Here is a 21,945-nt window from a genome sequence, read left to right as displayed (position 1 = left end):
CGGCCCGCAAGATCACCCCAATCCAGGGATATCGACGCCAAAGGTCTGCAGCAGCAACACCACGTTGAGCAGCACGATCACCACCGTGCCGACCACCGCCGCCAGGCTGGTCCAGCGGCCGTTGGCGAACTCGCCCATGATGTCGCGGCGGCGGGTGAACATCACCAGCGCGATCATCGGCGCCGGCAGCGCCAGGCTCAGCACCACCTGGCTGTAGACCAGCGCGTCGGTGGCGTTGACGCCCATCGCCACCACGATAAACGCCGGCACCATGGTCACCAGGCGGCGCACCCACACCGGAATGCGGAAACCGACGAAGCCCTGCATGATCATTTGCCCGGCCATGGTGCCCACCACCGAGCTGGAAATGCCGGAGGCGATCAGCGAAGCCAGGAAGATGCCGGCCGCCGCCGCGCCGAACAGCGGCGTCAGCGTATGGTAGGCGGTACCGATTTCGGCCACGTCGCTGTTACCCGCGTGGAAGGCGCTCGAGGCCATGATCACCATCGCAATATTCACCAGCCCGGCAAGCGCCAGCGCGATCACCACTTCAATATTGGAAAAACGCAGCAGCTTGCGCCGCTCGCCGTTGTCGCTGGCCGGGCTGCGGTGCTGAGTCAATCCCGAGTGCAGGAAAATGGCGTGCGGCATCACGGTGGCGCCGATAATGCCGACGGCGATGGTCAGCGCCTGGGCATCCGGCAACTGCGGCGTCACCATGCCGAGGCCGGCCGCCTGCCAGTCCACCGGCACGATGAACATCTCCACCAGGTAGCACAGCGCGATGATGCCCACCAGGCCGCCAATCATCAGCTCGACCGGGCGGAAACCTTTCTTTTCCACCATCAACAGCGCATAAGTGATCACCGCCGTCACCCCCATCCCCACCAGCAGCGGCATGTGGAACAGCAGCGCCAGCGCGATCGCCCCGCCGAGAAACTCCGCCAGGTCGGTGGCCATCGCCGCCACTTCGCTGAGCAGCCACATGCCGATCACCACCGGCCGTGAAAACTGGTCGCGGCACATTTCCGCCAGATTGCGGTTGGTGACGATGCCCAGTTTGGCCGACAGCGCCTGGAACAGCATGGCGATCAGGTTGGCCATCACCACCACCCACAGCAGGCTGTAGCCATATTTCGCCCCGGCCTGAATGTTGGTGGCGAAATTACCGGGATCCATATAGGCGATAGAGGCAATCACCGCCGGGCCGGCGAACAGCAGCGGCGTGAAGGCGCCGCGCTTGCGTCCGGCAAGGGCGGCGCCAATCGCGATGTTGGTTCGTTCGGTTAACGATGGGGTGGTTGCCGCGTCACGCATGAATTACCCTTAATCTTTTACTGGTTATTTTTCCACCGGTCATGCTGACAATGTAGCATCGGCTACACTTTATGCAACAGGCGAAATTCATTGGCTTTGTGTAGAGATATTTCTAACTACCACAATGCATGGCATCGAATTGATAATGTGTGCTATTTGGACTAACTTAGGGCAACCCTCCCGCATTACCGGGAGACGCCATTTTTATGCTTACAGGACGCCCCACGCTATGGTTACCCGCGCGCCAGATAACGCCGACCGCTCCGCCCTGACCGACATGCCGGACGAGGCCGAGCACGCCCTGCGTTTTAGCCGCGCCCGCGAAGCGCAGTCCAATGCGCTGATCGAAGATTACGTTGAGCTGATCGCCGATTTGCTGCAAAGCACCCGCGAAGCCAGAACCACCGATATCGCGCGCCGTTTCGGCGTGTCTCACCCGACGGCGATCAAAAATATCGCGCGGCTAAAAAGCGCCGGGCTGGTGGAATCGCGCCCTTATCGCGGGGTGTTTTTAACCGAGGAAGGCGAGCAGCTGGCGCAGAAGGTGCGCCGCCGCCACCGCATCGTGGTCGATCTGCTGATGTGCCTCGGGGTGCCAAGCGAAACCGCCGAGCTGGACAGCGAAGGGATTGAACACCATATCTCGGACGAAACGCTGGCGGTGTTCGAGCACTACCTGCAGCAGCACGCCAAACCCTGAGCCCCGGAGCGCCGATGAGCTACGCCGTGCAACAAATTCATGATCTGCGCCTGGTGGTTTTCGCCGAAGCCGGGCCGATGCTGAAAGATGAAAATGACGTCAGCCTGTTTATCGCGCCCGCCTTTGAACACGAGGCCGGGATGATCGTCCTCCCCGTCAACCGCCTGGACGCTACCTTTTTCCAGCTCAGAAGCGGCATTGCCGGCGCCGTATTGCAGAAATTCATCAACTACCGCCTGCGCGTGGCGCTGCTGGGCGATATCTCCCCCTGGCTGGCGCAAAGCTGCGCGCTGCAAGACTTCGTGCGCGAAGCCAATCGCGGCGAACAGGTCTGGTTCCTCCCTTCTCTCGCCGAGCTCGAACAGCGCCTTGGCGCCTGACGGCAGGCAACAAAAAAGGGAGGCTTTCGCCTCCCTTGGTAACTCCCCTGCCTGAATCAGTGATTACGGATGTATTCGTCCATATCGGTTTTCAGGTTGTCGGACTTGGTGCCGAAGATGGCCTGCACGCCGGAGCCAGCGACGACTACGCCGGCTGCGCCCAGTTTCTTCAGGCCCGCCTGGTCAACTTTGGACACGTCGGCCACGCTGACGCGCAGACGGGTGATGCAAGCATCCAGGTTAGTGATGTTTTCTTTGCCGCCGAAGGCCTGAACCAGCGCCGCGGACATTTCGGAACCGCCCTGCGCAGACTGCTCGGCAGCGGTGTCTTCACGGCCCGGCGTTTTCAGATCCAGCTTGGCGATCAGCACGCGGAAGATGGTGTAGTACACCAGACCGTAGACGATGCCGACGATTGGGAACAGCCAGATTTTGCTGCTGTTGCCGCTCAGTACGATAAAGTCGATCAGGCCGTGCGAGAAGCTGGTGCCGTCACGCATGCCCAACAGGATGCAGATTGGGAACGCCAGGCCGGCCAGGATAGCGTGGATCACGTACAGGATCGGCGCGACGAACATGAAGGAGAACTCGATCGGCTCGGTGATACCGGTCAGGAACGAGGTCAGCGCGGCGGAGATCATGATGCCGCCGACTTTCGCGCGGTTTTCCGGCTTGGCCGAGTGCCAGATGGCGATGGCCGCAGCAGGCAGACCGTACATTTTGAACAGGAAACCGCCGGACAGTTTGCCCGCGGTTGGGTCACCCGCCATGTAGCGAGGGATGTCGCCGTGGAACACCTGGCCCGCCGCGTTGGTGAATTCACCGATTTGCATTTGGAACGGTACGTTCCAGATGTGGTGCAGACCGAACGGCACCAGAGCACGCTCAACCACACCGTAGATGCCGAAGGCCACGACCGGGTTCTGGTAAGCCGCCCACTGCGAGAAGGTCTGGATAGCCGTACCGATCGGCGGCCAGATGAAGGACAGCACTACGCCCAGAACGATCGCCGCCAGACCGGAAATGATCGGCACGAAACGCTTACCGGCAAAGAAGCCCAGGTATTCCGGCAGCTGAATGCGGAAGAAGCGGTTGAACATATAGGCCGCGATGGCGCCGGAGATAATCCCCCCGAGCACGCCGGTATCCGCCAGGTGTTTGGCCGCAATCTCTTCAGCCGGCAGGTGCAGCACCAGCGGCGCAACCACCGCCATGGTTTTCACCATGATGCCATAGGCCACCACCGCCGCCAGCGCGGAAACGCCGTCGTTGTTGGTGAAGCCCAAGGCGACGCCGATGGCGAAAATCAGCGGCATGTTGGCGAAGACCGAACCGCCCGCTTCCGCCATCACGTGGGAGACTACCGCAGGTAGCCAGCTAAAGTTGGCGGAGCCGACGCCCAGCAGGATACCTGCGATAGGCAACACGGACACCGGCAGCATGAGCGATTTACCTACTTTTTGCAGGTTTGCAAATGCGTTCTTGAACATAGTTGAGTGTGCTCCTGAGTAATAATGCTTTGCTACTTCTTTTCGCGATACGTCGCGCTGCAAGGGGGGGAGAAAAACCCCTGCAATTCAGGGTGTCTGAGCACCCCTTGAATTTATTACGCAGAGTAAAATAAATAGCCTGCGCAATGTTTGATGACAATCACGTTTCGATGATCGAGCCGCGGCAACTTTGCATAAACCGGCGTTTTTTTGGCAAAAGAGAGTAAAAAACGCGCACCAACCACCTTGAAACGGGAGGGAACCTTACCCGTTTCAGTGATTAATTACGAGCTTAAAAAAAATTACGCAGACAATGACCTACAGCTATAGCCTAGGTCAAAGATCACAGATCGAGGTGAAATAAGCGTGAAAAGTTGGCGGTGGTGGCTTCGGCCAGCTGTTCCAGGCTAACGCCCTTCAATACCGCCATGTATTCAGCCACATCGCGCACATAGGCGGGTTGGTTTTCTTTGCCGCGATGCGGCACCGGCGCCAGGTAAGGCGAGTCGGTTTCCACCAGAATGCGATCCAGCGGCACGTAACGTGCCACTTCGCGCAGCTGTTCGGCATTGCGGAAGGTCACGATGCCCGAGAAAGAGATGTAGAAGCCCAGATCCAGCAAGGCTTCGGCCGTGGCCAGATCTTCGGTGAAGCAGTGCAGCACGCCGCCGCAGTCCTGTGCATTCTCTTCACGCAGGATCGCCAGCGTGTCCGCGCGCGCGTCGCGGGTGTGGACGATCACCGGCTTGTTCAGATCCCGGCCGATGCGGATATGCTCGCGGAAAGAGTCCTGTTGCAGCTCAAGGTTATCCTTCTGGTAGAAGTAATCGAGCCCGGTCTCCCCCAGCGCCACCACCTGCTCCGCCGCCGCCAGGCGGCGCAGCTCGGCGTAATCATAGCCCTCTTCCAGATTGAGCGGATGCACCCCGCACGAGAAGGCCACGTCGTTGCGCTCGCCGATCAGTTCGGTCATGGAACGGTAGCCCGGCAACGTGGTGGCGACCGCCAGCACATAGCCGACGTCGCGCGCTTTGGCTTTGGCCAGCGCATCATCCACATTCTGGTGCAACGTCTGATAATCCAGACTGTCAAGGTGGCAATGAGAATCGACTAACAACATAATTTGTAACTCTTTAACTTTACAGCGAGTGAGGGTGGGAATAGCCGGCGGCGCCAAGCATCTGTTCCCAGCGAAGTAACTGTTCGGTCAGCAGCAGCTCGCGGTTGACGCCCACCACGCTGAGCAACTGATGGCGGCAGCTCAGCCACTGCTGCACGATCTGTTGCAGCGAGGCGCTGCTCAACAGGCTGGCCAGCTGATGCACCAGCGGTTGCTGATCCTGATTCAATACATAGTGATGCGCGCCTTGCTGCCACTTCATGGCGTCCACCAGCAGCGCGCACAGCCAGTGCAGGCGCTCGGCGACGTCTTCATGGTTCAGCACCGGCAGCAGCGACAGCATATCGCGCTGCGGCAGCGCGGCGCTCAACGCGGCGCACAGCGCGCTGCGCTGCTGCCACTGTTGCGGCTGCAACAGCTGTTCGGCGGCCAGCGGCGCGCCGTCGTGCAGGCGCAGCGCCGTGAGGCGGTCCGTCTGAGAGCCGGCCGCCTGCCGGCTCAGCCACTGCAGGCTGAGCTGCTCCTCCGGGCTGGCCAAATGCCAGTACAGGCAGCGGCTGCGCAGCGTCGCCGTCAGCCGCGACGGCTCACGGCAACCCAGCAGGAAATAGGTTTTCTCCGGCGGCTCTTCCAGCGTTTTAAGCAACGCGTTGGCCGCCGCCTCGGTCAGCTGTTCCGCCTGCGGCAGCCAAATCACCTTGGCGCCGCCCTGCTGCGCGTGGGCATACAGCGTTTCAATCACCTGGCGGATCGGTTCGATGCCCAGGCTGCTCTTGCCCTTTTCCGGCGCCAGCACGTGATAATCCGGGTGGTTGCCCGCCAGCATCAGCCGGCAGCTGTGACACTCGCCGCAGCTTTTTTCGCCGTTGCGCTGCTGACAGATCAACCAACGGCTCAGGCCGTAGGCCAGCGCGTCGTCACCGTTGCCCGCCGCCGCGTGCAGCAACAGCGCATGATGGCCGCGGCCCTCGGCGTACTGCCCAACCAGCTGGCGATAAGGGCCATTCAGCCACGGATACCAGTTCATTATGCGCCTTCCTGCTGCCGCAGCCAGTGGCCGACGCAGTCGCGGATCGCCGCCGTCACCTGCTCCAGCGACTGGGCAGCGTTAACGGTGACGATGGTTTCATCCTGCGCCGCCAGCTCGAGATAGCGCGCGCGGGTGCGTTCGAAGAACGGCAGTGCCTCCTGTTCGATGCGATCCAGCTGGCCGCGCGCCTGTGCGCGTTGCAAGCCGACCAGCGGCGGCAGATCGAGATAAACCGTCAGATCCGGGCGAAAATCCCCCAGCACGGTGTCGCGCAGCGAGCTCATCAGCTGCGGATCCACACCGCGGCCACCGCCCTGGTAAGCCTGTGAAGAGAGATCGTGGCGATCGCCCACCACCCAGGCGCCGCGCGCCAGAGCCGGTTTAATCACGGTTTCCACCAGCTGCACGCGCGCGGCGTACAGCATCAATACTTCGGCCTTGATGGTCGGCAATTCGCCGTCGATGCCGCGCTTGAACAGATCGCGCAGTTTCTCCGCCAGCGGCGTGCCGCCGGGTTCACGGGTGAAGACGATGTCGCTGACGCCGTGTTCGCGCAACACATTGACCACCGTATCGCGCGCGGTGGTTTTACCCGCGCCTTCCAGCCCTTCGATAACAACGAATTTACTTTTCATTCTTTTCCTTTAACGCCTGACGGTACACGCGCACCGCCTGGTTATGGCTCGCCAGATTGGTGGTGAAGGTATGCCCACCCTTGCCGTCGGCGACAAAATAGAGATAAGGAGTTTTGGCCGGATTGGCGGCCGCCTGCAACGAGGCCTCACCCGGCATGGCGATCGGCGTTGGCGGCAGGCCGGCGATCACATAGGTGTTATAAGGCGTCGGCGTCTCCAGATCCTTGCGCGTGATGTTGCCATTATAGCTTTCGCCCATGCCGTAGATCACCGTCGGATCGGTCTGCAGACGCATGCCGATGCGCAAGCGGTTGACGAACACCGACGCCACCTTGCTGCGCTCTTCCGGGACCGCGGTCTCTTTCTCGACGATCGAAGCCATGGTCAGCAGCTCCTCCGGCGTTTTGTACGGCAGGCTGGTGTCGCGGCCGGCCCAGGCGGCCTGCAGCGCTTTGTTCATGCGCACGTGCGCGCGTTTGAGCAACGCGATGTCGCTCATGCCGGCGGTATACTGATAGGTATCCGGGTACAAATGCCCTTCCGGGGTTTCTCCCGCAGGAATGCCGAGCGCAGCGGCGATCTCCGCTTCGCTCTTGCCCGCCAGGGTGTGTTTCAGGTATTTGGACTGCTGCAACACCTGCTGCCAGTCACGCAGGCGTGAGCCTTCGATAAAGCGTGCGGTGAACTGCGCCTCTTTGCCGCTGGCCAACAGTTTCAGCATCTGACGCACCGTCATGCCCGGCGTGAACCGGTAGGTACCGGCTTTAAATTCCGCCAGCTCCGGCTCCAGCTTCAGCAACCACTGGAACCAGCGGCCATTGTGCACCAATTTGTCGCGCACCAGTAACCCTTCGAGCGCTACCCGGCCAGTGCCGGCCGGCAGTTTGAAGATGGTTTCTTGCTGGATAGCCAGCGGCGTATCGGCAAAGCGTTCGATCTTCTGGTAGCCCCAAAACAGCAGCGCCAATACCAGAACAACAATAACAGACAGGACCTTCAGCTTTCTTTTCTTCATCAATTAGCCATGGTTAACAGTGTGGACGCAAAAAATCATACAGCTGACGCGAAGCATAACGCCATGATTGTGCAGCGTTTACCGGCAGCAACGGCATCAGTGCATTGCTCACCAGGACTTCGTCGGCATCGGCCAGCGTCTCCAGCGGTTCACTGACGCAATGCAGACGGTATTCCGAGCCCGCCAGCAGCGCGATCACCCGCCGCCGCATCAGACCCGCGACGCCCGCCTGGCTCAGATCCGGGGTAAATACCGCTTTTCCCTTACGCCAGAACAAATTAGCCGCACAGCATTCCACCAGCATACCGGCAGTGTCAAGCACCAGCGCCTCGTCGGCGCCCGTCTGGTCAAGATGCGCGCGGATCAGCACCTGCTCCAGGCGGTTCAAATGCTTCAACCCCGCCAGCAGCGGATTGCGCGCCAGCGCCACCGGGCTGAGCGCAAGCGTAATGCCCTGCTCGCGCCACTGCAAATAGTGCGCAGGGTAGCTACTGCGGGCAACAATGCGCGTCGGGTTCTCGCACCCGGTCGGGCTGTAACCCCGCCCACCGCTGCCGCGCGTCAGTATCGCTTTGACCACGCCGAGCGGAATTGATTCGGCCGCCAGCGCCATCTCGCGCTCGAAAGCCGCCCAATCGGTGGTGGGCAGCATCAGCCTCTGCGCCGCTTGCTGCAGCCGCTCCAGATGCCAGGGCAAAAACTCTATTTTACCGTCGATAACCCGGGCAGTCGTAAAACAGCCATCGCCGAACTGCAGGCCGCGATCGCTCGGCGCCAGCGCGTCGTGGCGTTGTCCGTTAATCCAGTACATGCTTCCTCCTGTTGCCGGGTTATTTCATTACGCTCGCAGAATAGCAGGCGGCGAGGCAATACGCAGCCCTCCTGACGGCCGGACGCCAGGCGTAAAAAAGCCCGGTTAAAAAACCGGGCTTTCATCAGCGTTCGACAGCGCGAGTTACACTCGGCGGAAGATCAGCGAGCCGTTGGTGCCGCCGAAGCCGAAGGAGTTACACAGGGTGTACTCCATATCGCTGACCTGGCGCGCTTCGTGAGGCACGAAGTCCAGATCGCAACCTTCATCCGGGTTATCCAGGTTGATGGTTGGCGGTACCGCCTGATCGCGCAGCGCCAGCACGGTGAAGATGGACTCGATCGCGCCTGCCGCACCCAACAGGTGGCCGGTCATCGATTTGGTCGAGCTCACCAGCACGCGCTCTGCATCGGCGCCGAACACAGATTTCACCGCCTGCGCTTCCGCCTGGTCGCCCGCCGGCGTAGAGGTGCCGTGTGCGTTGATGTAACCGATTTGTGACGGGGTCACACCGGCGTCAAGCAGGGCATTTTCCATCGCCAGCGCAGCGCCTGCGCCGTTTTCCGGTGGTGACGTCATGTGATAAGCATCGCTGCTCATCCCAAAGCCAACCACTTCGGCGTAGATTTTCGCGCCGCGTTTTTTCGCGTGTTCGTACTCTTCCAGCACCATCATGCCGGCGCCGTCGCCCAGCACGAAGCCGTCGCGGTCTTTATCCCACGGACGGCTCGCCGCCTGCGGGTTGTCATTACGGGTGGACAGGGCGCGCGCTGCGCCAAAGCCGCCGACGCCCAATGGGGTGCTGGCTTTCTCTGCCCCACCGGCCAGCATCACGTCCGCATCATTGTAAGCAATGATGCGCGCCGCATGGCCGATGTTGTGTACACCTGAAGTACAGGCGGTGGCGATGGAAATGCTTGGGCCACGCATGCCGTACATGATTGTCAGGTGACCTGCAATCATATTCACAATGGTGGAAGGCACGAAGAACGGACTGATTTTCCGTGGGCCACCGTTAACCAGTGAACTGTGGTTTTCTTCAATCAAACCCAGGCCGCCGATGCCGGAACCGATCGCGGCTCCAATGCGGGTGGCGTTAGCCTCGGTAATGTCCAGACCTGCATCCTGCATGGCTTGCATGCCGGCAGCGATACCGTACTGGATAAAGGCATCCATCTTGCGCGCATCTTTGCGAGAGATGAAATCCTCAGAATTAAAATTCTTTACCAGGCCAGCAAACTTGGTCGCATAGGCAGTGGTATCGAAATGGTCGATCAGGCTGATGCCACTCTGACCGGCAAGAAGAGCGTTCCACGTGGACTCTACCGTATTGCCGACAGGAGACAACATGCCCAGTCCGGTCACAACTACTCGACGCTTAGACACGTTTGTCCTCCAGGGAGGGAAAAATATGACACTAGGGATAGAAAAAACTTAGGCGGTCGAACGACCGCCTAGATATGTTCTCTTACTGCTGACTAGCGTTGATGAAATCAATAGCTGCCTGAACAGTAGTGATCTTCTCAGCTTCTTCGTCTGGAATCTCGGTGTCGAATTCTTCTTCCAGTGCCATTACCAGCTCAACGGTGTCAAGAGAATCAGCGCCCAGATCTTCAACGAAAGAAGCGTTGTTCAAAACTTCTTCCTGTTTAACACCCAGTTGCTCAACAATGATTTTCTTAACGCGTTCTTCGATAGTGCTCATACTCTTAAATTTCCTATCAAAACTCGCTTTCGCGATGGTTTTCGTAGTGTATAAAATGCTGAAAAAGATGCAACTAAATCCCGGCTGGTCAAACCACGATTTTACGCTATTTTGCGGTTTTTGCCTCAAATAACGCAAATGGTTTTCACATTTTTTAAATCATGTACATGCCGCCATTGACATGTAACGTTTCACCGGTGATATAGCCGGCCTCATCAGAGGCCAAAAATGCAACAGCGCTGGCGATTTCTTTAGCATCGCCCAGCCGGTTGGCTGGAACTGATGACAAAATGCCTGCGCGTTGATCATCTGTCAACGCCCGTGTCATGTCCGTCTCAATAAAGCCAGGTGCCACGACGTTGACCGTAATGCCACGAGAAGCAACTTCACGTGCCAAAGATTTGCTAAAACCAATCAGACCGGCTTTAGCCGCCGCGTAGTTCGCCTGCCCTGCGTTCCCCATGGTACCGACAACGGAACCGATGGTGATGATACGGCCAAACCGCTTTTTCATCATAGCGCGCATTACCGCTTTTGACAGGCGGAATACGGAAGTCAGGTTGGTGTCGAGGATATCCTCCCACTCATCATCCTTCATACGCATCAGCAGGTTATCACGCGTGATGCCGGCATTATTCACTAAAATGTCGATTTCGCCAAATTCGGCACGAATCGATGCCAGCACGCTGTCGATAGATTGCGCATCAACAACGTTCAACATAAACCCTTTGCCGTTTGCGCCCAGGTAGCCGCTGATCGCTTCAGCGCCGCTCTCGCTGGTCGCGGTGCCGATCACTTTGGCGCCGCGTGCTACAAACGTTTCTGCAATGGCTCGGCCAATACCGCGGCTCGCGCCGGTGACCAGAACGATTTTACCTTCGAAGCTCATCATTTTCCTCTTTATTGTTCAAGCGCCGCCGACAGGCTGGCGGTGTCGTTCACCGCCGCAGCCGTCAGGGTGTCAACAATACGTTTAGTCAGACCGGTCAGCACTTTGCCCGGCCCCACTTCCAGCAGCGACGTCACTCCCTGTGCTGCGATAAATTCTACGCTCTCGGTCCAACGCACCGGGCTGTAAAGCTGACGCACCAGCGCGCTGCGGATCGCTTCAGGATCGTTTTCGGCGCGCACGTCGACGTTGTTCACCACTGGCACCTGCGGCGCGTTGAAGGTGATGTCCTGCAGCGCCACGGCCAGCTTGTCGGCGGCCGGTTTCATCAGCGCGCAGTGCGAAGGCACGCTCACCGGCAGCGGCAGCGCACGTTTGGCGCCGGCGGCTTTGCAGGCGGCGCCCGCACGTTCAACCGCTTCTTTGTTGCCGGCGATGACCACCTGGCCCGGCGAGTTGAAGTTGACCGGAGAAACCACCTGCCCCTGTGCGGACTCTTCACACGCCTTGGCGATCGCGTCGTTGTCCAGACCGATGATGGCGTACATCGCGCCGGTGCCTTCCGGCACCGCTTCTTGCATCAGCTTACCGCGCAGCTCGACCAGACGGATCGCCGCCTTGAAGTCCAGCACGCCGGCGCAGACCAGCGCCGAGTACTCGCCCAGGCTGTGGCCCGCCATCAGCGCAGGCGCTTTACCGCCCTGCTGCTGCCACACGCGGAAAATCGCCACCGAAGCGGCCAACAGAGCCGGTTGGGTCTGCCAGGTTTTGTTCAATTCTTCCGCCGGACCTTGCTGCACCAGCTGCCACAGGTCGTAACCCAGGGCGGAAGAAGCCTCGCCGAAGGTTTCTTCGACGATCGGGAACTGTGTGGCCAACTCGGCCAGCATGCCAACGGTCTGCGACCCCTGGCCCGGGAAAACAAAAGCAAATTGCGTCATTTTTTCTTCCTGTCCAAATCAGAAACGAACCAGCGCCGAGCCCCAGGTAAAGCCGCCGCCGAAAGCTTCCAACAGCACCAGTTGACCACGCTGAATTCGCCCGTCACGCACGGCTTCGTCCAGTGCGGAAGGCACCGAGGCGGCAGAGGTGTTGCCGTGACGATCGAGCGTCACCACCACTTTGTCCATCCCCATGCCCAGTTTTTTCGCCGTTGCGCTGATGATGCGCAGATTGGCCTGGTGCGGCACCAGCCAATCCAGCTCGCTGCGGTCCATGTTGTTGGCCTGCAGCGTCTCGTCGACGATGCGCGCCAGCTCAGTGACCGCAACCTTGAAGACTTCGTTGCCCGCCATGGTGACATAGGCCGGCTTGTCTTGATTCTGGCGATCCTTGTATGGCAGCGTCAGCAGGTTGCCGTAGCTGCCGTCGGCATGCAGATGGGTAGACAGAATGCCCGGCTCTTCAGACGCCCCAAGCACCACCGCACCCGCGCCATCACCAAACAGGATGATGGTGCCGCGATCTTCAGGATCCAGCGTGCGCGACAAGACGTCTGCGCCGATAACCAGCGCATGTTTGACCGCGCCGTTTTTCACGTACTGATCGGCCACGCTGAGCGCATAAGTAAAGCCGGCGCAGGCCGCAGCCAGATCGAACGCCGCGCAGTCTTTGATGCCCAGCATTTGCTGCACCAGGCACGCCGCGCTCGGGAACGCGTGAGTGGTCGTGGTGGTCGCCACGATGATAAGCCCAATGTCTTCTTTAGCCACACCTGCCATTTCCAGCGCATTCTCAGCGGCCTGGAAGCTCATCGTCGCAACGGTTTCATCCGCGGCGGCGATGCGACGTTCGCGGATACCGGTACGCGTGACGATCCACTCGTCAGAGGTATCCACCATTTTTTCCAAATCAGCATTGGTGCGCACTTGTACGGGCAAATAACTCCCCGTACCGAGAATCTTTGTATACATGTACGATCAGTCACTCTTAGGTAATACAGCCTCAAGGCGCGCAGCAATCCTTTCCGGGACTTGCCGCTGCACCGCCTGCACAGCCTGTTCGATTGCGACTGCAAACGCGTGAGGGTTCGCAGCGCCGTGGCTCTTGACTACGGTGCTGCGCAATCCTAACAGACATGCGCCATTATACTGGTCGGGGTTCAGGTGGCCGAACCGCTTAACCACCCGTTTTTGCAACCAACGGCCCAACAATTTCAGCCACCACGCTCGCTTGTTTCCGTCGCCGGACGATTTCAGCAGCGATAAGAACACCCTGACCACCCCTTCCATGGTTTTCAGGGTGACGTTGCCCACGAAGCCATCACAAACCAACACGTCGGTCTTGCCGGTGAGCAGTTCGTTTCCTTCCAGGTAACCAATATAGTTGATTGCCGGAGTATTTTTTAGCACAGCGGCCGCTTCGCGGATATTATCCAGGCCTTTGGTCTCTTCTTCGCCAATATTCAGCAGCGCCACCCGCGGTTGCGCAATGCCTATCACCTCTTCCGCCATCACCGCACCCATCACGGCAAACTGCACCAGCATGGTGCTGTCGCACTCAACGTTGGCGCCCAGATCCAGCACCACGGTTTTGCTGCGTTGCTGGTTCGGGATAGCCGTCATCAGCGCCGGGCGCTCGATGCCTTCCAGCGGCTTGACCAACAGCTTCGCCAATCCCATCAGCGCACCGGTATTGCCGGCGCTGACGCACCCCTGCGCGTTGCCGCTGCTGAGTTGCTCGAGCGCAATGCGCATCGACGTGCCGCGACTGGCGCGTATCGCTTGTGAAGGTTTGGCGTCGCCGGCGATCACGGACTCGGCGGGCACGACTTGCAGACGCTCCAGAAGAACCGGATCGGCGTGGGCAAGCAAGGGAGAGATGACGTCGGGATTGCCGACCAGCAGGAGATGAAGCTGTAAATTAGAGGCCAGTGCCTGCAACGAAGCAGGCACTGTGACGCAGGGACCGAAGTCCCCGCCCATTGCATCTAACGCCAGGGTTAGACGAGTCAAGGTATCGCTACTTAGCCGATAACCTTGCGACCGCGGTAGAAACCGTCGGCAGTGATGTGGTGACGACGGTGAGTTTCACCGGATACTTTGTCTACAGACAGAGTAGTCGTGGTCAGAGCATCGTGAGAACGACGCATGCCACGCTTGGAACGGGTTGGTTTATTCTGTTGTACGGCCATGGACCTTACTCCTCAATTACTTACGCTTTAAACTGGCTAATACGGCAAACGGATTCGGTTTCTCCGCCTCAGGAGGCAGTTGGCCAAATACCATGTCCGCTTCGGACACTTCACAGTGTTCAGATTCATGTACCGGAACGACAGGCAGTGAAAGAATAATTTCGTCTTCAATCATTGCCAACAGATCGACTTCGCCAAACTCGTCAACTTCGATCGGTTCGTACGCTTCCGGTAATGCCTCAGCCTGCTCATCATTGACGACCGGGCTAAAACAATATGTTGTGTGAACCTGATGTTCGAACGGGACTCCACAGCGTTGGCACATCAACGTTACCGTGACGTCCGCATGCCCTGTTATCACCGCGAGGCGTTGATTGTCGATATTGAACGACAACGACACCTCGACATCACTGTCCACACTGACCACGGAGTCGGCAACACGAGTAACCTGCTCAGGCGCATAGACACCAGCATAGTCCAGGCGTTTCTGAGCGGTACGTACCGCATCAATGGTCAAGGGTAATTTTACCTTTTGCATAGGGCGCGCATATTAACTTTGTAACGACATAGAGTCAAAGAAAAAGGCCGTAAAACGGCTCCTTTCACCAATATTCGCTTCCACAGCGGCCGACAGTTTAAAATGCCGTACCCATTTACGCTACGGTTTGCGAAAAAAATTATGCAGAGATTGCTTTTAGCCTCCACCTCCCCCTATCGAAAAATGCTGCTGGAGAAGCTGCAGTTGCCGTTCGACTGCGCCGCGCCGGAGGTGGATGAAACCCCCTTGCCCGGCGAAAGCGCCGAAGCGCTGGTGCTGCGCCTGGCGGCGGCGAAGGCTCAGGCGTTGGCCCTCGCCTATCCCGAGCATCTGATCATCGGCTCCGATCAGGTCTGCGTGATCGATGGCAACATCACCGGCAAGCCCCATACCGAGGAAAACGCCCGCGCGCAGCTGCGGCAGGCCAGCGGCCAGGCCGTGACTTTCTATACCGGCCTGGCGCTGTACAACGGCCGCAGCAAGCAGCTGCAAGCCTTGTGCGAGCCGTTTCACGTGCATTTTCGCGCGCTAAGCGAAGCGGAGATCGCCGCCTATGTGCGTCTGGAGCAACCGCTGAACTGCGCAGGCAGTTTCAAGAGCGAGGGGTTGGGGATCGCGCTGTTCGACAAGCTGGAAGGCCGGGATCCGAACGCCCTGATCGGCCTGCCGTTGATCGCGCTGTTGGACATGTTGCGAGCTGAAGGCATCAACCCGCTGGTGTGACGCAGATTACTTGGCCGCCTGCCGGCGCAGCACCTGCAGGCAGTGGCGCAGTTCTTCGTCCATCGGCGCTTCGATGCGCATCGTTTCGCCGGTGGCCGGATGCTCAAAGCGCAGCGCCGCAGCGTGCAGGAACAGCCGCTTCAGGCCGGTGCCCGCCAGTTGACGATCGAACTCGCGGTCGCCATAACGATCGTCAAAAGCGATCGGGTGCCCGGCATGCAGAGTGTGCACGCGGATCTGGTGAGTACGCCCGGTGATCGGGCTGGCCTTCACCAGAGTGGCGAATTCGTAACGCTCTTCTACCTTGAAGCGGGTTTCCGAAGGCTTGCCTTCGCTGTTGACGCGCACGATACGTTCGCCGCTTTGCAGAATATTTTTCAGCAGCGGCGCCTGTACGGCCTTGCAGTGCGATTGCCACTGGCCGCGCACCAGCGCCAGATAATCCTTCTGCATGCCCTTCAGCCGCAGTTGCTCATGCAGCGAACGCAGCGCGGAACGCTTCTTGGCCACCAACAGCACGCCGGAGGTATCGCGATCCAAACGGTGCACCAGCTCGAGGAAGCGGGCTTCCGGGCGCAGCGCGCGCAACCCTTCGATCACGCCGAAGCTCAGGCCGCTGCCGCCGTGCACCGCGGTGCCGGAAGGCTTGTTGAGGATCAGCAGGTGTTCGTCTTCATACAAAATACAGTCGGCCAGCGCCGCCACCTTATCCAGCTTGGCCGACACCGGCGTCTCTTCGCGCTCGGCCACCCGCACCGGCGGCACGCGCACCACGTCGCCGGCCGCCAATTTGTATTCAACTTTGATGCGCCCTTTATTGACCCGCACCTCGCCTTTACGCACGATGCGATAAATCATGCTCTTCGGCACGCCTTTCAGGCGAGCGAGCAGAAAGTTGTCGATTCTCTGACCGGCTTCGTCGTCGGAAATCGTGATGAATTGTACTGCTGGATTGTTCGTTTTCATGGTGCGGGATTCTAAATAGAGCGCGTGAATAGCGCCACATCTTTTTCTGTGCTTAACTGTCTCTCTGACGGCGGGCGAAACCCCAGCGGACAATAAGGCAGCAAGCCGATTTGAACGTTTGCGATTTCTTCCGCAGTTAAGGAAAAGTCACCTTGCTATAACGGCATCAGCAGTGGAATAATGCAGTCACTTTCCGCGTTGATTCTCGTTAAACAGGGAAAACGGTGGAATTATAAAATTTGTCTGATCGCGCAAAAACGCAGCAATGGCGTAAGACGTAATGCGAAATCAAACAATTAGCGGGCTGCGGGTTGCAGCTTGGCCGGCAAATGGAATCAGATCTGTCGACGTAAATCAGAGGCTATTCCCCTAGTAAAAGTGCTGTCTTTCACAAAGAAAAGCAGGCTTACCGAGATAATGCGCCCCTATGCAGGCGACAACCGTGAGGTTGACGACTTTGCGAGAAGACACGGGGCTTTCGGTTTAACTCCGGCCATGAGGTTATTTTGCCCGCAGCTTTGTCGATAATGTAAAAATAACGAGTAAGTTAAGATGAAAAGAATGTTGATTAACGCAACTCAGCAGGAAGAGTTGCGTGTTGCCCTCGTAGATGGACAGCGGCTGTATGATTTGGATATCGAAAGTCCGGGTCATGAGCAGAAAAAAGCGAATATTTACAAAGGCAAAATCACCCGCATTGAACCAAGTCTTGAAGCAGCGTTCGTGGATTACGGCGCAGAACGACATGGTTTCCTCCCCCTTAAAGAAATCGCCCGCGAATACTTCCCTAGCAATTACTCTTCCCATGGTCGCCCGAACATCAAAGATGTGCTGCGCGAAGGCCAGGAAGTCATTGTTCAGGTAGACAAAGAAGAACGTGGCAACAAAGGCGCCGCCTTGACCACCTTCATCAGCCTGGCGGGCAGCTATCTGGTGTTGATGCCGAACAACCCGCGCGCCGGCGGTATTTCTCGCCGCATCGAGGGTGACGATCGCACCGAGCTGAAAGAAGCGCTCTCTTCGCTGCAGCTGCCGGACGGCATGGGTCTGATCGTTCGCACCGCGGGCGTAGGCAAATCTGCCGACGCGCTGCAGTGGGATCTTTCCTTCCGTCTGAAGCACTGGGAAGCGATTAAAAAAGCCGCCGAAGGCCGCCCTGCGCCGTTCCTGATCCACCAGGAAAGCAACGTTATCGTGCGCGCCTTCCGCGACTACCTGCGCCCGGACATCGGCGAAATCCTGATCGACAACCCGAAAATTCTCGATCTGGCCAAAGAGCACATCGCTGCGCTGGGTCGCCCGGATTTCAGCAGCAAAATCAAACTGTACAGCGGTGAAATTCCCCTGTTCAGCCACTACCAGATCGAATCGCAGATCGAATCCGCCTTCCAGCGCGAAGTGCGCCTGCCGTCCGGCGGCTCGATCGTCATCGACAGCACCGAAGCACTGACCGCCATCGACATCAACTCCGCGCGCGCAACCCGCGGCGGCGACATCGAAGAGACGGCGTTCAACACCAACCTGGAAGCGGCGGACGAGATCGCTCGCCAGCTGCGCCTGCGCGACCTCGGCGGCCTGATCGTCATCGACTTCATCGACATGACGCCGGTACGCCACCAACGCGAAGTGGAAAACCGCCTGCGTGACGCCGTGCGCCAAGACCGCGCGCGTATCCAGATCGGCCGCATTTCCCGCTTCGGCCTGCTGGAAATGTCGCGTCAGCGCCTCAGCCCGTCGCTGGGCGAGTCCAGCCACCACGTGTGCCCACGCTGTAACGGCACCGGCACCATTCGCGACAACGAATCGCTGGCGCTGTCCATTCTGCGCCTGATCGAAGAAGAAGCGCTGAAGGAAAACACCAAAGAAGTTCACGCTATCGTGCCGGTTCAGGTCGCTTCGTACCTGCTGAACGAAAAGCGCGAATCCGTCAGCGCGATCGAAAAACGCCAGGGCGGCGTGAAAGCCGTCATCGTGCCGAACGATCAGATGCAAACTCCACACTACTCTGTGCTGCGCGTGCGCAAGGGCGAGGAAACCTCAACCCTCAGCTACCTGCTGCCGAAGCTGCACGAAGAAGACATGGAGCGCCCGCTGGAAGATGCGCCGATGGAACGCAAGCGTCCGGAGCAACCGGCCCTGGCTTCCTTCTCGCTGTCCGCCGATGCGCCGCCGCCGGCTGAAGAGCCCGTCGCCGTGGCCAAACCTGTCGCTGCCGCCGCCAAGGCGAAAGCCGCAGCGCCGGCCGCCGCCAAGCCGGGCTTCCTGGGCCGCCTGTTCGGTGGTCTGAAGAGCCTGTTCGCCGGTGAAGAACAACCTGCCGTCGAAGAAGCCAAACCGGCCGAAACACCGAAAGCGGAAGGCAACGGTGAAAGCCGTCGTCAGGATCGTCGCGGTCAGCGCCGCCAAGGCACCGGCCGTAAAGAGCGCGGTGAGCGTGGCGAACGTCCGGAACGCGGCGAGCGTAAAGAGCGCGGTGAAGGCCGTGACAATCGCGAGCGCGACAACCGTGAACCGCGTGAAAACCGTGAAGGCCGTGAATCGCGTGAGTCCCGCGATGAGCAGCGTCGTAACCGCCGCAACCAGCAGCAGAACGCGCCGGTAGCGGAGGAAACCGCTTCGGAAGAAAGCGCTAAAGCGCCGCGCGAAGATCAGCAGCAACGCCGTGAGCAGCGCGCTGAACGCCAGCGTCGCCGTCAGGAAGAGAAACGTCAGGCTCAGCAGGAAGTGAAAGCGCTGGAAAGCGTTGACGCGGTCGAGAGCACCGACGAAGAGCAGGAAGAACGTCAGCAGCAGAACATGCAGCGCCGTCAGCGCCGCACGCTGACGCAGAAAGTGCGAATCCTGTCTGCCGAAGAAGAGTTGCAGCGCGCAGCGGAAGAGCTGTTGGCGCCGAAGGCGCCGGTAGCGAAAGCCGAAGACGTGCAGCCGACCGCCGATGACAGCGTCAAGCTGCTGCCGGAAACCGTTGCCGCACAGCCGGAAGACGATGCCCAGGGCGAAAGCCGCGGCAACGGCGAAGGCATGCCGCGCCGTTCCCGCCGTTCACCGCGCCACCTGCGCGTCAGCGGCCAGCGCCGCCGTCGTTACCGCGATGAGCGTTACCCGCTGCAATCTCCAATGCCGCTGGCGGGTGCCTTCGCTTCGCCGGAAATGGCATCGGGCAAAGTCTGGGTAAGCTACCCGGTCGCTCAGGTTGAAGAAGCCGAAGTGCAGACCGAAGCCGTAGAGCAGGCACCGGTTGTCGCCGCAGCGGTTGAACAACACAACGTTGCCGTGGAAGAAACCCAGGCCGCGGCCAGCGTCAACGAACCGGCACCAGAAGCCGCCGTTGAAACTGCCGCCGTCACCGTCACGGAAGAAGCTGCAGCCGTAGAGCCTGTCGTTGCTATCCCGGCCGAGGAAACCCCGGCGCCGGCGGAAGCCGCGGTTGAAGAGCCGAAAGTGGAAGAGACTGCCCCGGCAGTGGAAGCCGAGCCGGTAGTTGAAACCGTTGCTGCAGAGCCTGTGGTTGAAGCTAAGTCGGTGGAGGACGAGCCTGTGGTCGAAACTGCGCCGGTAGAAGCCGCGCCGGCGGAAGAAACGCCAGTGGTAGAAGCTGCACCTGCGGCGGCAGCCGTGGAAGCCGCTCCGGAGGAAACAGCCCCTGCGCCAGTGGTTGCTCAGCAGCCGGCGCCGGTGAAAGCCGTGCAGAACGTGCTGTACAAACACATCGCCACTGCGCCGATGACCAAAGCACCGGCACCAGCCTATGTGCCGGAAGAACGCAAGCACAGCGACTGGCAGCGCCCTTCCTTCAACTTCGAAGGCAAAGGCTCCGCAGGCGGCCATTCGGCGGTAAGCCAGGCGACCGCGCCGGCCACCAAACCGCAGCCGGTTAACGAATAAGTTAATCTGCAACCCTAAAAAAACCCGCCATCGGCGGGTTTTTTCTTGCCTGTAAAATACTCAGGCGATCTTCTTCAGTTTTTTGATGTCCAGAACATCCAACTTGCCGTCAAGCCGGCTGACGAACTGCTGAAAATGCGCCGTCTCATTATGCTTATCCAGCGCTTCGCTGCTGGCCCAACGCTCAAAGAACACGAAAACACCCGGCTTTTCCAGATCGCGATGCAAGTCATATTGCAGGTTGCCCAACTCCTAGCGGCTCGGCTCGATAATGTCGTGCACCGCTTCGCTGACGGCGGCTTCAAATCCCGCTTTCGCTTGCAGGGTGGCGATAACGCGTACTTCCATTGCTTTCTCCCTTTCCACTTGATGACGGTCGACGGTATTGGCGTCGGCATCGTTGAAATCCCGGTTACTATGCGCCCGCCGCGCTATTGATTTCAACTTGTCGCCAACAAACAGATGCATCTGCGGCACTTTCCGCTTATCCTTACACCCCGGCGTGAATAAACCCATTATTCGCTTTTCATTAGACGTATTTGACCGCCGGAGCCTAGCTAGATGACCGCACAACCTCAAGTTCTGAAAATCCGCCGCCCAGACGACTGGCATATCCACCTGCGTGACGATGAAATGCTGAAAACGGTGGTGCCCTATACCAGTCAGGTATTTGGCCGGGCGATCGTGATGCCGAACCTGGTTCCGCCCGTAACGACCGTGGCCGCCGCACGCGCCTACCGCGATCGCATTCTGGCGGCGGTCCCGCAGGGGCACAACTTCACTCCGCTGATGACCTGCTACCTGACCAACTCCCTGGCGGCCAGTGAACTGGTCAACGGCTTCGAGCAAGGGGTGTTTACTGCCGCCAAGCTGTATCCGGCCAACGCCACCACCAACTCCAGCCACGGCGTGAGCGACGTGACCGGTATTTACCCGCTGTTCGAACAGATGCAAAAAATCGGCATGCCTTTGCTGATCCACGGCGAAGTGACCGATCCCGCCGTCGATATCTTCGACCGCGAGGCGCGCTTTATCGAGCAGGTGATGGAACCGATTCGCCAGCATTTCCCTGAGCTGAAGATCGTCTTCGAGCACATCACCACCAAGGAAGCGGCGCAATATGTGCAGGCAGGCAATCGTTTCCTCGGCGCCACCATCACGCCGCAGCACCTGATGTTCAACCGCAACCACATGCTGGTCGGTGGCATTCGCCCTCACCTGTTCTGCTTGCCGATCCTCAAGCGCAATATCCACCAGGAGGCGCTGCGTCAGGCGGTGGCCAGCGGCTCGGAGCGCTTCTTCCTTGGCACCGACTCCGCGCCGCACCTCAAGCACCGTAAAGAGTCCAGCTGTGGCTGCGCCGGTTGCTTCAACGCGCCGAATGCCATCCCGGCTTACGCCGCCGTGTTCGAACAACTCGGCGCGTTGGAACACTTTGAAGCCTTCTGCTCGCTCAACGGCCCGCGCTTCTATGGCCTGCCGCTCAACGAAGACTTCATCGAACTGCAGCGCGTGCCAACCACCCAGCCGGAAGAGATCGCCCTCGGCAATGAATCCGTGATCCCCTTCCTGGCGGGTGAAACCCTGAACTGGTCGCTGAAAGACTGA

The 21,945-nt window shown here is 59.3% G+C and carries 21 protein-coding genes and 1 pseudogene; 5 read left to right on the top strand and 17 right to left on the bottom strand.

What is annotated here, in order from left to right; translation table 11 throughout:
• Window positions 1–12: 12 nt before the first annotated feature.
• Complete coding sequence (locus tag ACJ8PN_RS05330; protein ID WP_442534680.1) at window positions 13–1,317, bottom strand: Nramp family divalent metal transporter; 1,305 nt, start codon at window positions 1,315–1,317, stop codon at window positions 13–15.
• 229 nt (window positions 1,318–1,546) lie between these two features.
• Between ACJ8PN_RS05330 and mntR the strand changes: the two genes are divergently transcribed.
• Window positions 1,547–2,017, top strand: a complete 471-nt coding sequence (gene mntR, locus ACJ8PN_RS05325; RefSeq protein ID WP_015377460.1) for a manganese-binding transcriptional regulator MntR — start codon at window positions 1,547–1,549, stop codon at window positions 2,015–2,017.
• A gap of 26 nt (window positions 2,018–2,043) precedes the next feature.
• Window positions 2,044–2,397 (top strand): DUF4180 domain-containing protein, encoded by a 354-nt coding sequence (locus ACJ8PN_RS05320; RefSeq protein ID WP_351106828.1) that lies wholly within the window; start codon window positions 2,044–2,046, stop codon window positions 2,395–2,397.
• Window positions 2,398–2,453: 56 nt separating this feature from the next.
• On the opposite strand, the gene ptsG is transcribed toward ACJ8PN_RS05320, so the two are convergent.
• The 14 genes from ptsG to yceD form a co-directional block, all read right to left on the bottom strand.
• On the bottom strand, window positions 2,454–3,887 hold the full coding sequence (ptsG, locus tag ACJ8PN_RS05315; protein WP_015377458.1) for a PTS glucose transporter subunit IIBC: 1,434 nt from the start codon (window positions 3,885–3,887) through the stop codon (window positions 2,454–2,456).
• 343 nt (window positions 3,888–4,230) lie between these two features.
• A complete protein-coding gene (locus ACJ8PN_RS05310; RefSeq protein WP_033633350.1) occupies window positions 4,231–5,007 on the bottom strand; it encodes a metal-dependent hydrolase in 777 nt (258 codons plus the stop codon).
• A 19-nt stretch (window positions 5,008–5,026) separates the two neighbouring features.
• A complete protein-coding gene (gene holB / locus ACJ8PN_RS05305; RefSeq protein ID WP_442534679.1) occupies window positions 5,027–6,034 on the bottom strand; it encodes a DNA polymerase III subunit delta' in 1,008 nt (335 codons plus the stop codon).
• Complete coding sequence (tmk, locus tag ACJ8PN_RS05300) at window positions 6,034–6,672, bottom strand: dTMP kinase (protein WP_442534678.1); 639 nt, start codon at window positions 6,670–6,672, stop codon at window positions 6,034–6,036. Before tmk ends, holB begins: the two co-directional genes overlap by 1 nt.
• Window positions 6,662–7,687 carry an endolytic transglycosylase MltG gene (mltG, locus tag ACJ8PN_RS05295; protein ID WP_049241735.1) on the bottom strand — a complete coding sequence of 342 codons (1,026 nt, stop codon included), beginning with the start codon at window positions 7,685–7,687 and terminating at the stop codon, window positions 6,662–6,664. Before mltG ends, tmk begins: the two co-directional genes overlap by 11 nt.
• 13 nt (window positions 7,688–7,700) lie before the next feature.
• Window positions 7,701–8,498, bottom strand: a complete 798-nt coding sequence (gene pabC / locus ACJ8PN_RS05290; protein WP_411261505.1) for an aminodeoxychorismate lyase — start codon at window positions 8,496–8,498, stop codon at window positions 7,701–7,703.
• A 144-nt stretch (window positions 8,499–8,642) separates the two neighbouring features.
• Window positions 8,643–9,884: a beta-ketoacyl-ACP synthase II gene (gene fabF / locus ACJ8PN_RS05285; protein WP_004928734.1), complete on the bottom strand. Its 1,242-nt coding sequence runs from the start codon at window positions 9,882–9,884 to the stop codon at window positions 8,643–8,645.
• 82 nt (window positions 9,885–9,966) lie between these two features.
• Window positions 9,967–10,203: an acyl carrier protein gene (acpP, locus tag ACJ8PN_RS05280; protein WP_004719003.1), complete on the bottom strand. Its 237-nt coding sequence runs from the start codon at window positions 10,201–10,203 to the stop codon at window positions 9,967–9,969.
• A gap of 154 nt (window positions 10,204–10,357) precedes the next feature.
• Window positions 10,358–11,092 carry a 3-oxoacyl-ACP reductase FabG gene (fabG, locus tag ACJ8PN_RS05275; protein ID WP_004928729.1) on the bottom strand — a complete coding sequence of 245 codons (735 nt, stop codon included), beginning with the start codon at window positions 11,090–11,092 and terminating at the stop codon, window positions 10,358–10,360.
• 11 nt (window positions 11,093–11,103) lie between these two features.
• A complete protein-coding gene (gene fabD / locus ACJ8PN_RS05270; RefSeq protein WP_171453776.1) occupies window positions 11,104–12,033 on the bottom strand; it encodes an ACP S-malonyltransferase in 930 nt (309 codons plus the stop codon).
• An 18-nt stretch (window positions 12,034–12,051) separates the two neighbouring features.
• Complete coding sequence (locus ACJ8PN_RS05265; protein ID WP_028128023.1) at window positions 12,052–13,005, bottom strand: beta-ketoacyl-ACP synthase III; 954 nt, start codon at window positions 13,003–13,005, stop codon at window positions 12,052–12,054.
• Between the two features lie 6 nt (window positions 13,006–13,011).
• Complete coding sequence (plsX, locus tag ACJ8PN_RS05260) at window positions 13,012–14,046, bottom strand: phosphate acyltransferase PlsX (RefSeq protein ID WP_004928717.1); 1,035 nt, start codon at window positions 14,044–14,046, stop codon at window positions 13,012–13,014.
• Between the two features lie 11 nt (window positions 14,047–14,057).
• Entirely contained in the window at window positions 14,058–14,225 is a 168-nt protein-coding gene (gene rpmF / locus ACJ8PN_RS05255; protein ID WP_004927778.1) for a 50S ribosomal protein L32, read from the bottom strand.
• Between the two features lie 16 nt (window positions 14,226–14,241).
• Complete coding sequence (gene yceD / locus ACJ8PN_RS05250) at window positions 14,242–14,763, bottom strand: 23S rRNA accumulation protein YceD (RefSeq protein ID WP_004927780.1); 522 nt, start codon at window positions 14,761–14,763, stop codon at window positions 14,242–14,244.
• 141 nt (window positions 14,764–14,904) lie between these two features.
• Between yceD and ACJ8PN_RS05245 the strand changes: the two genes are divergently transcribed.
• Window positions 14,905–15,486, top strand: a complete 582-nt coding sequence (locus ACJ8PN_RS05245; RefSeq protein WP_171453775.1) for a Maf family protein — start codon at window positions 14,905–14,907, stop codon at window positions 15,484–15,486.
• Window positions 15,487–15,492: 6 nt separating this feature from the next.
• On the opposite strand, the gene rluC is transcribed toward ACJ8PN_RS05245, so the two are convergent.
• A complete protein-coding gene (gene rluC / locus ACJ8PN_RS05240; protein ID WP_351106821.1) occupies window positions 15,493–16,452 on the bottom strand; it encodes a 23S rRNA pseudouridine(955/2504/2580) synthase RluC in 960 nt (319 codons plus the stop codon).
• Between the two features lie 552 nt (window positions 16,453–17,004).
• Here rluC and rne point away from each other — a divergent pair.
• Entirely contained in the window at window positions 17,005–20,337 is a 3,333-nt protein-coding gene (gene rne / locus ACJ8PN_RS05235; protein ID WP_442534677.1) for a ribonuclease E, read from the top strand.
• A gap of 60 nt (window positions 20,338–20,397) precedes the next feature.
• Here rne and ACJ8PN_RS05230 read toward each other — a convergent pair.
• A pseudogene (locus ACJ8PN_RS05230) lies at window positions 20,398–20,685 on the bottom strand (putative quinol monooxygenase).
• Between the two features lie 213 nt (window positions 20,686–20,898).
• Between ACJ8PN_RS05230 and pyrC the strand changes: the two are divergent.
• On the top strand, window positions 20,899–21,945 hold the full coding sequence (gene pyrC / locus ACJ8PN_RS05225; RefSeq protein WP_351106815.1) for a dihydroorotase: 1,047 nt from the start codon (window positions 20,899–20,901) through the stop codon (window positions 21,943–21,945).

The sequence above is a fragment of the Serratia sp. CY76391 genome (assembly GCF_052166695.1).
Classification (GTDB): domain Bacteria; phylum Pseudomonadota; class Gammaproteobacteria; order Enterobacterales; family Enterobacteriaceae; genus Serratia; species Serratia nematodiphila.
Note: the sequence above shows the minus strand (reverse complement) of the source record. Positions and strands in the feature narration are given on the sequence as shown.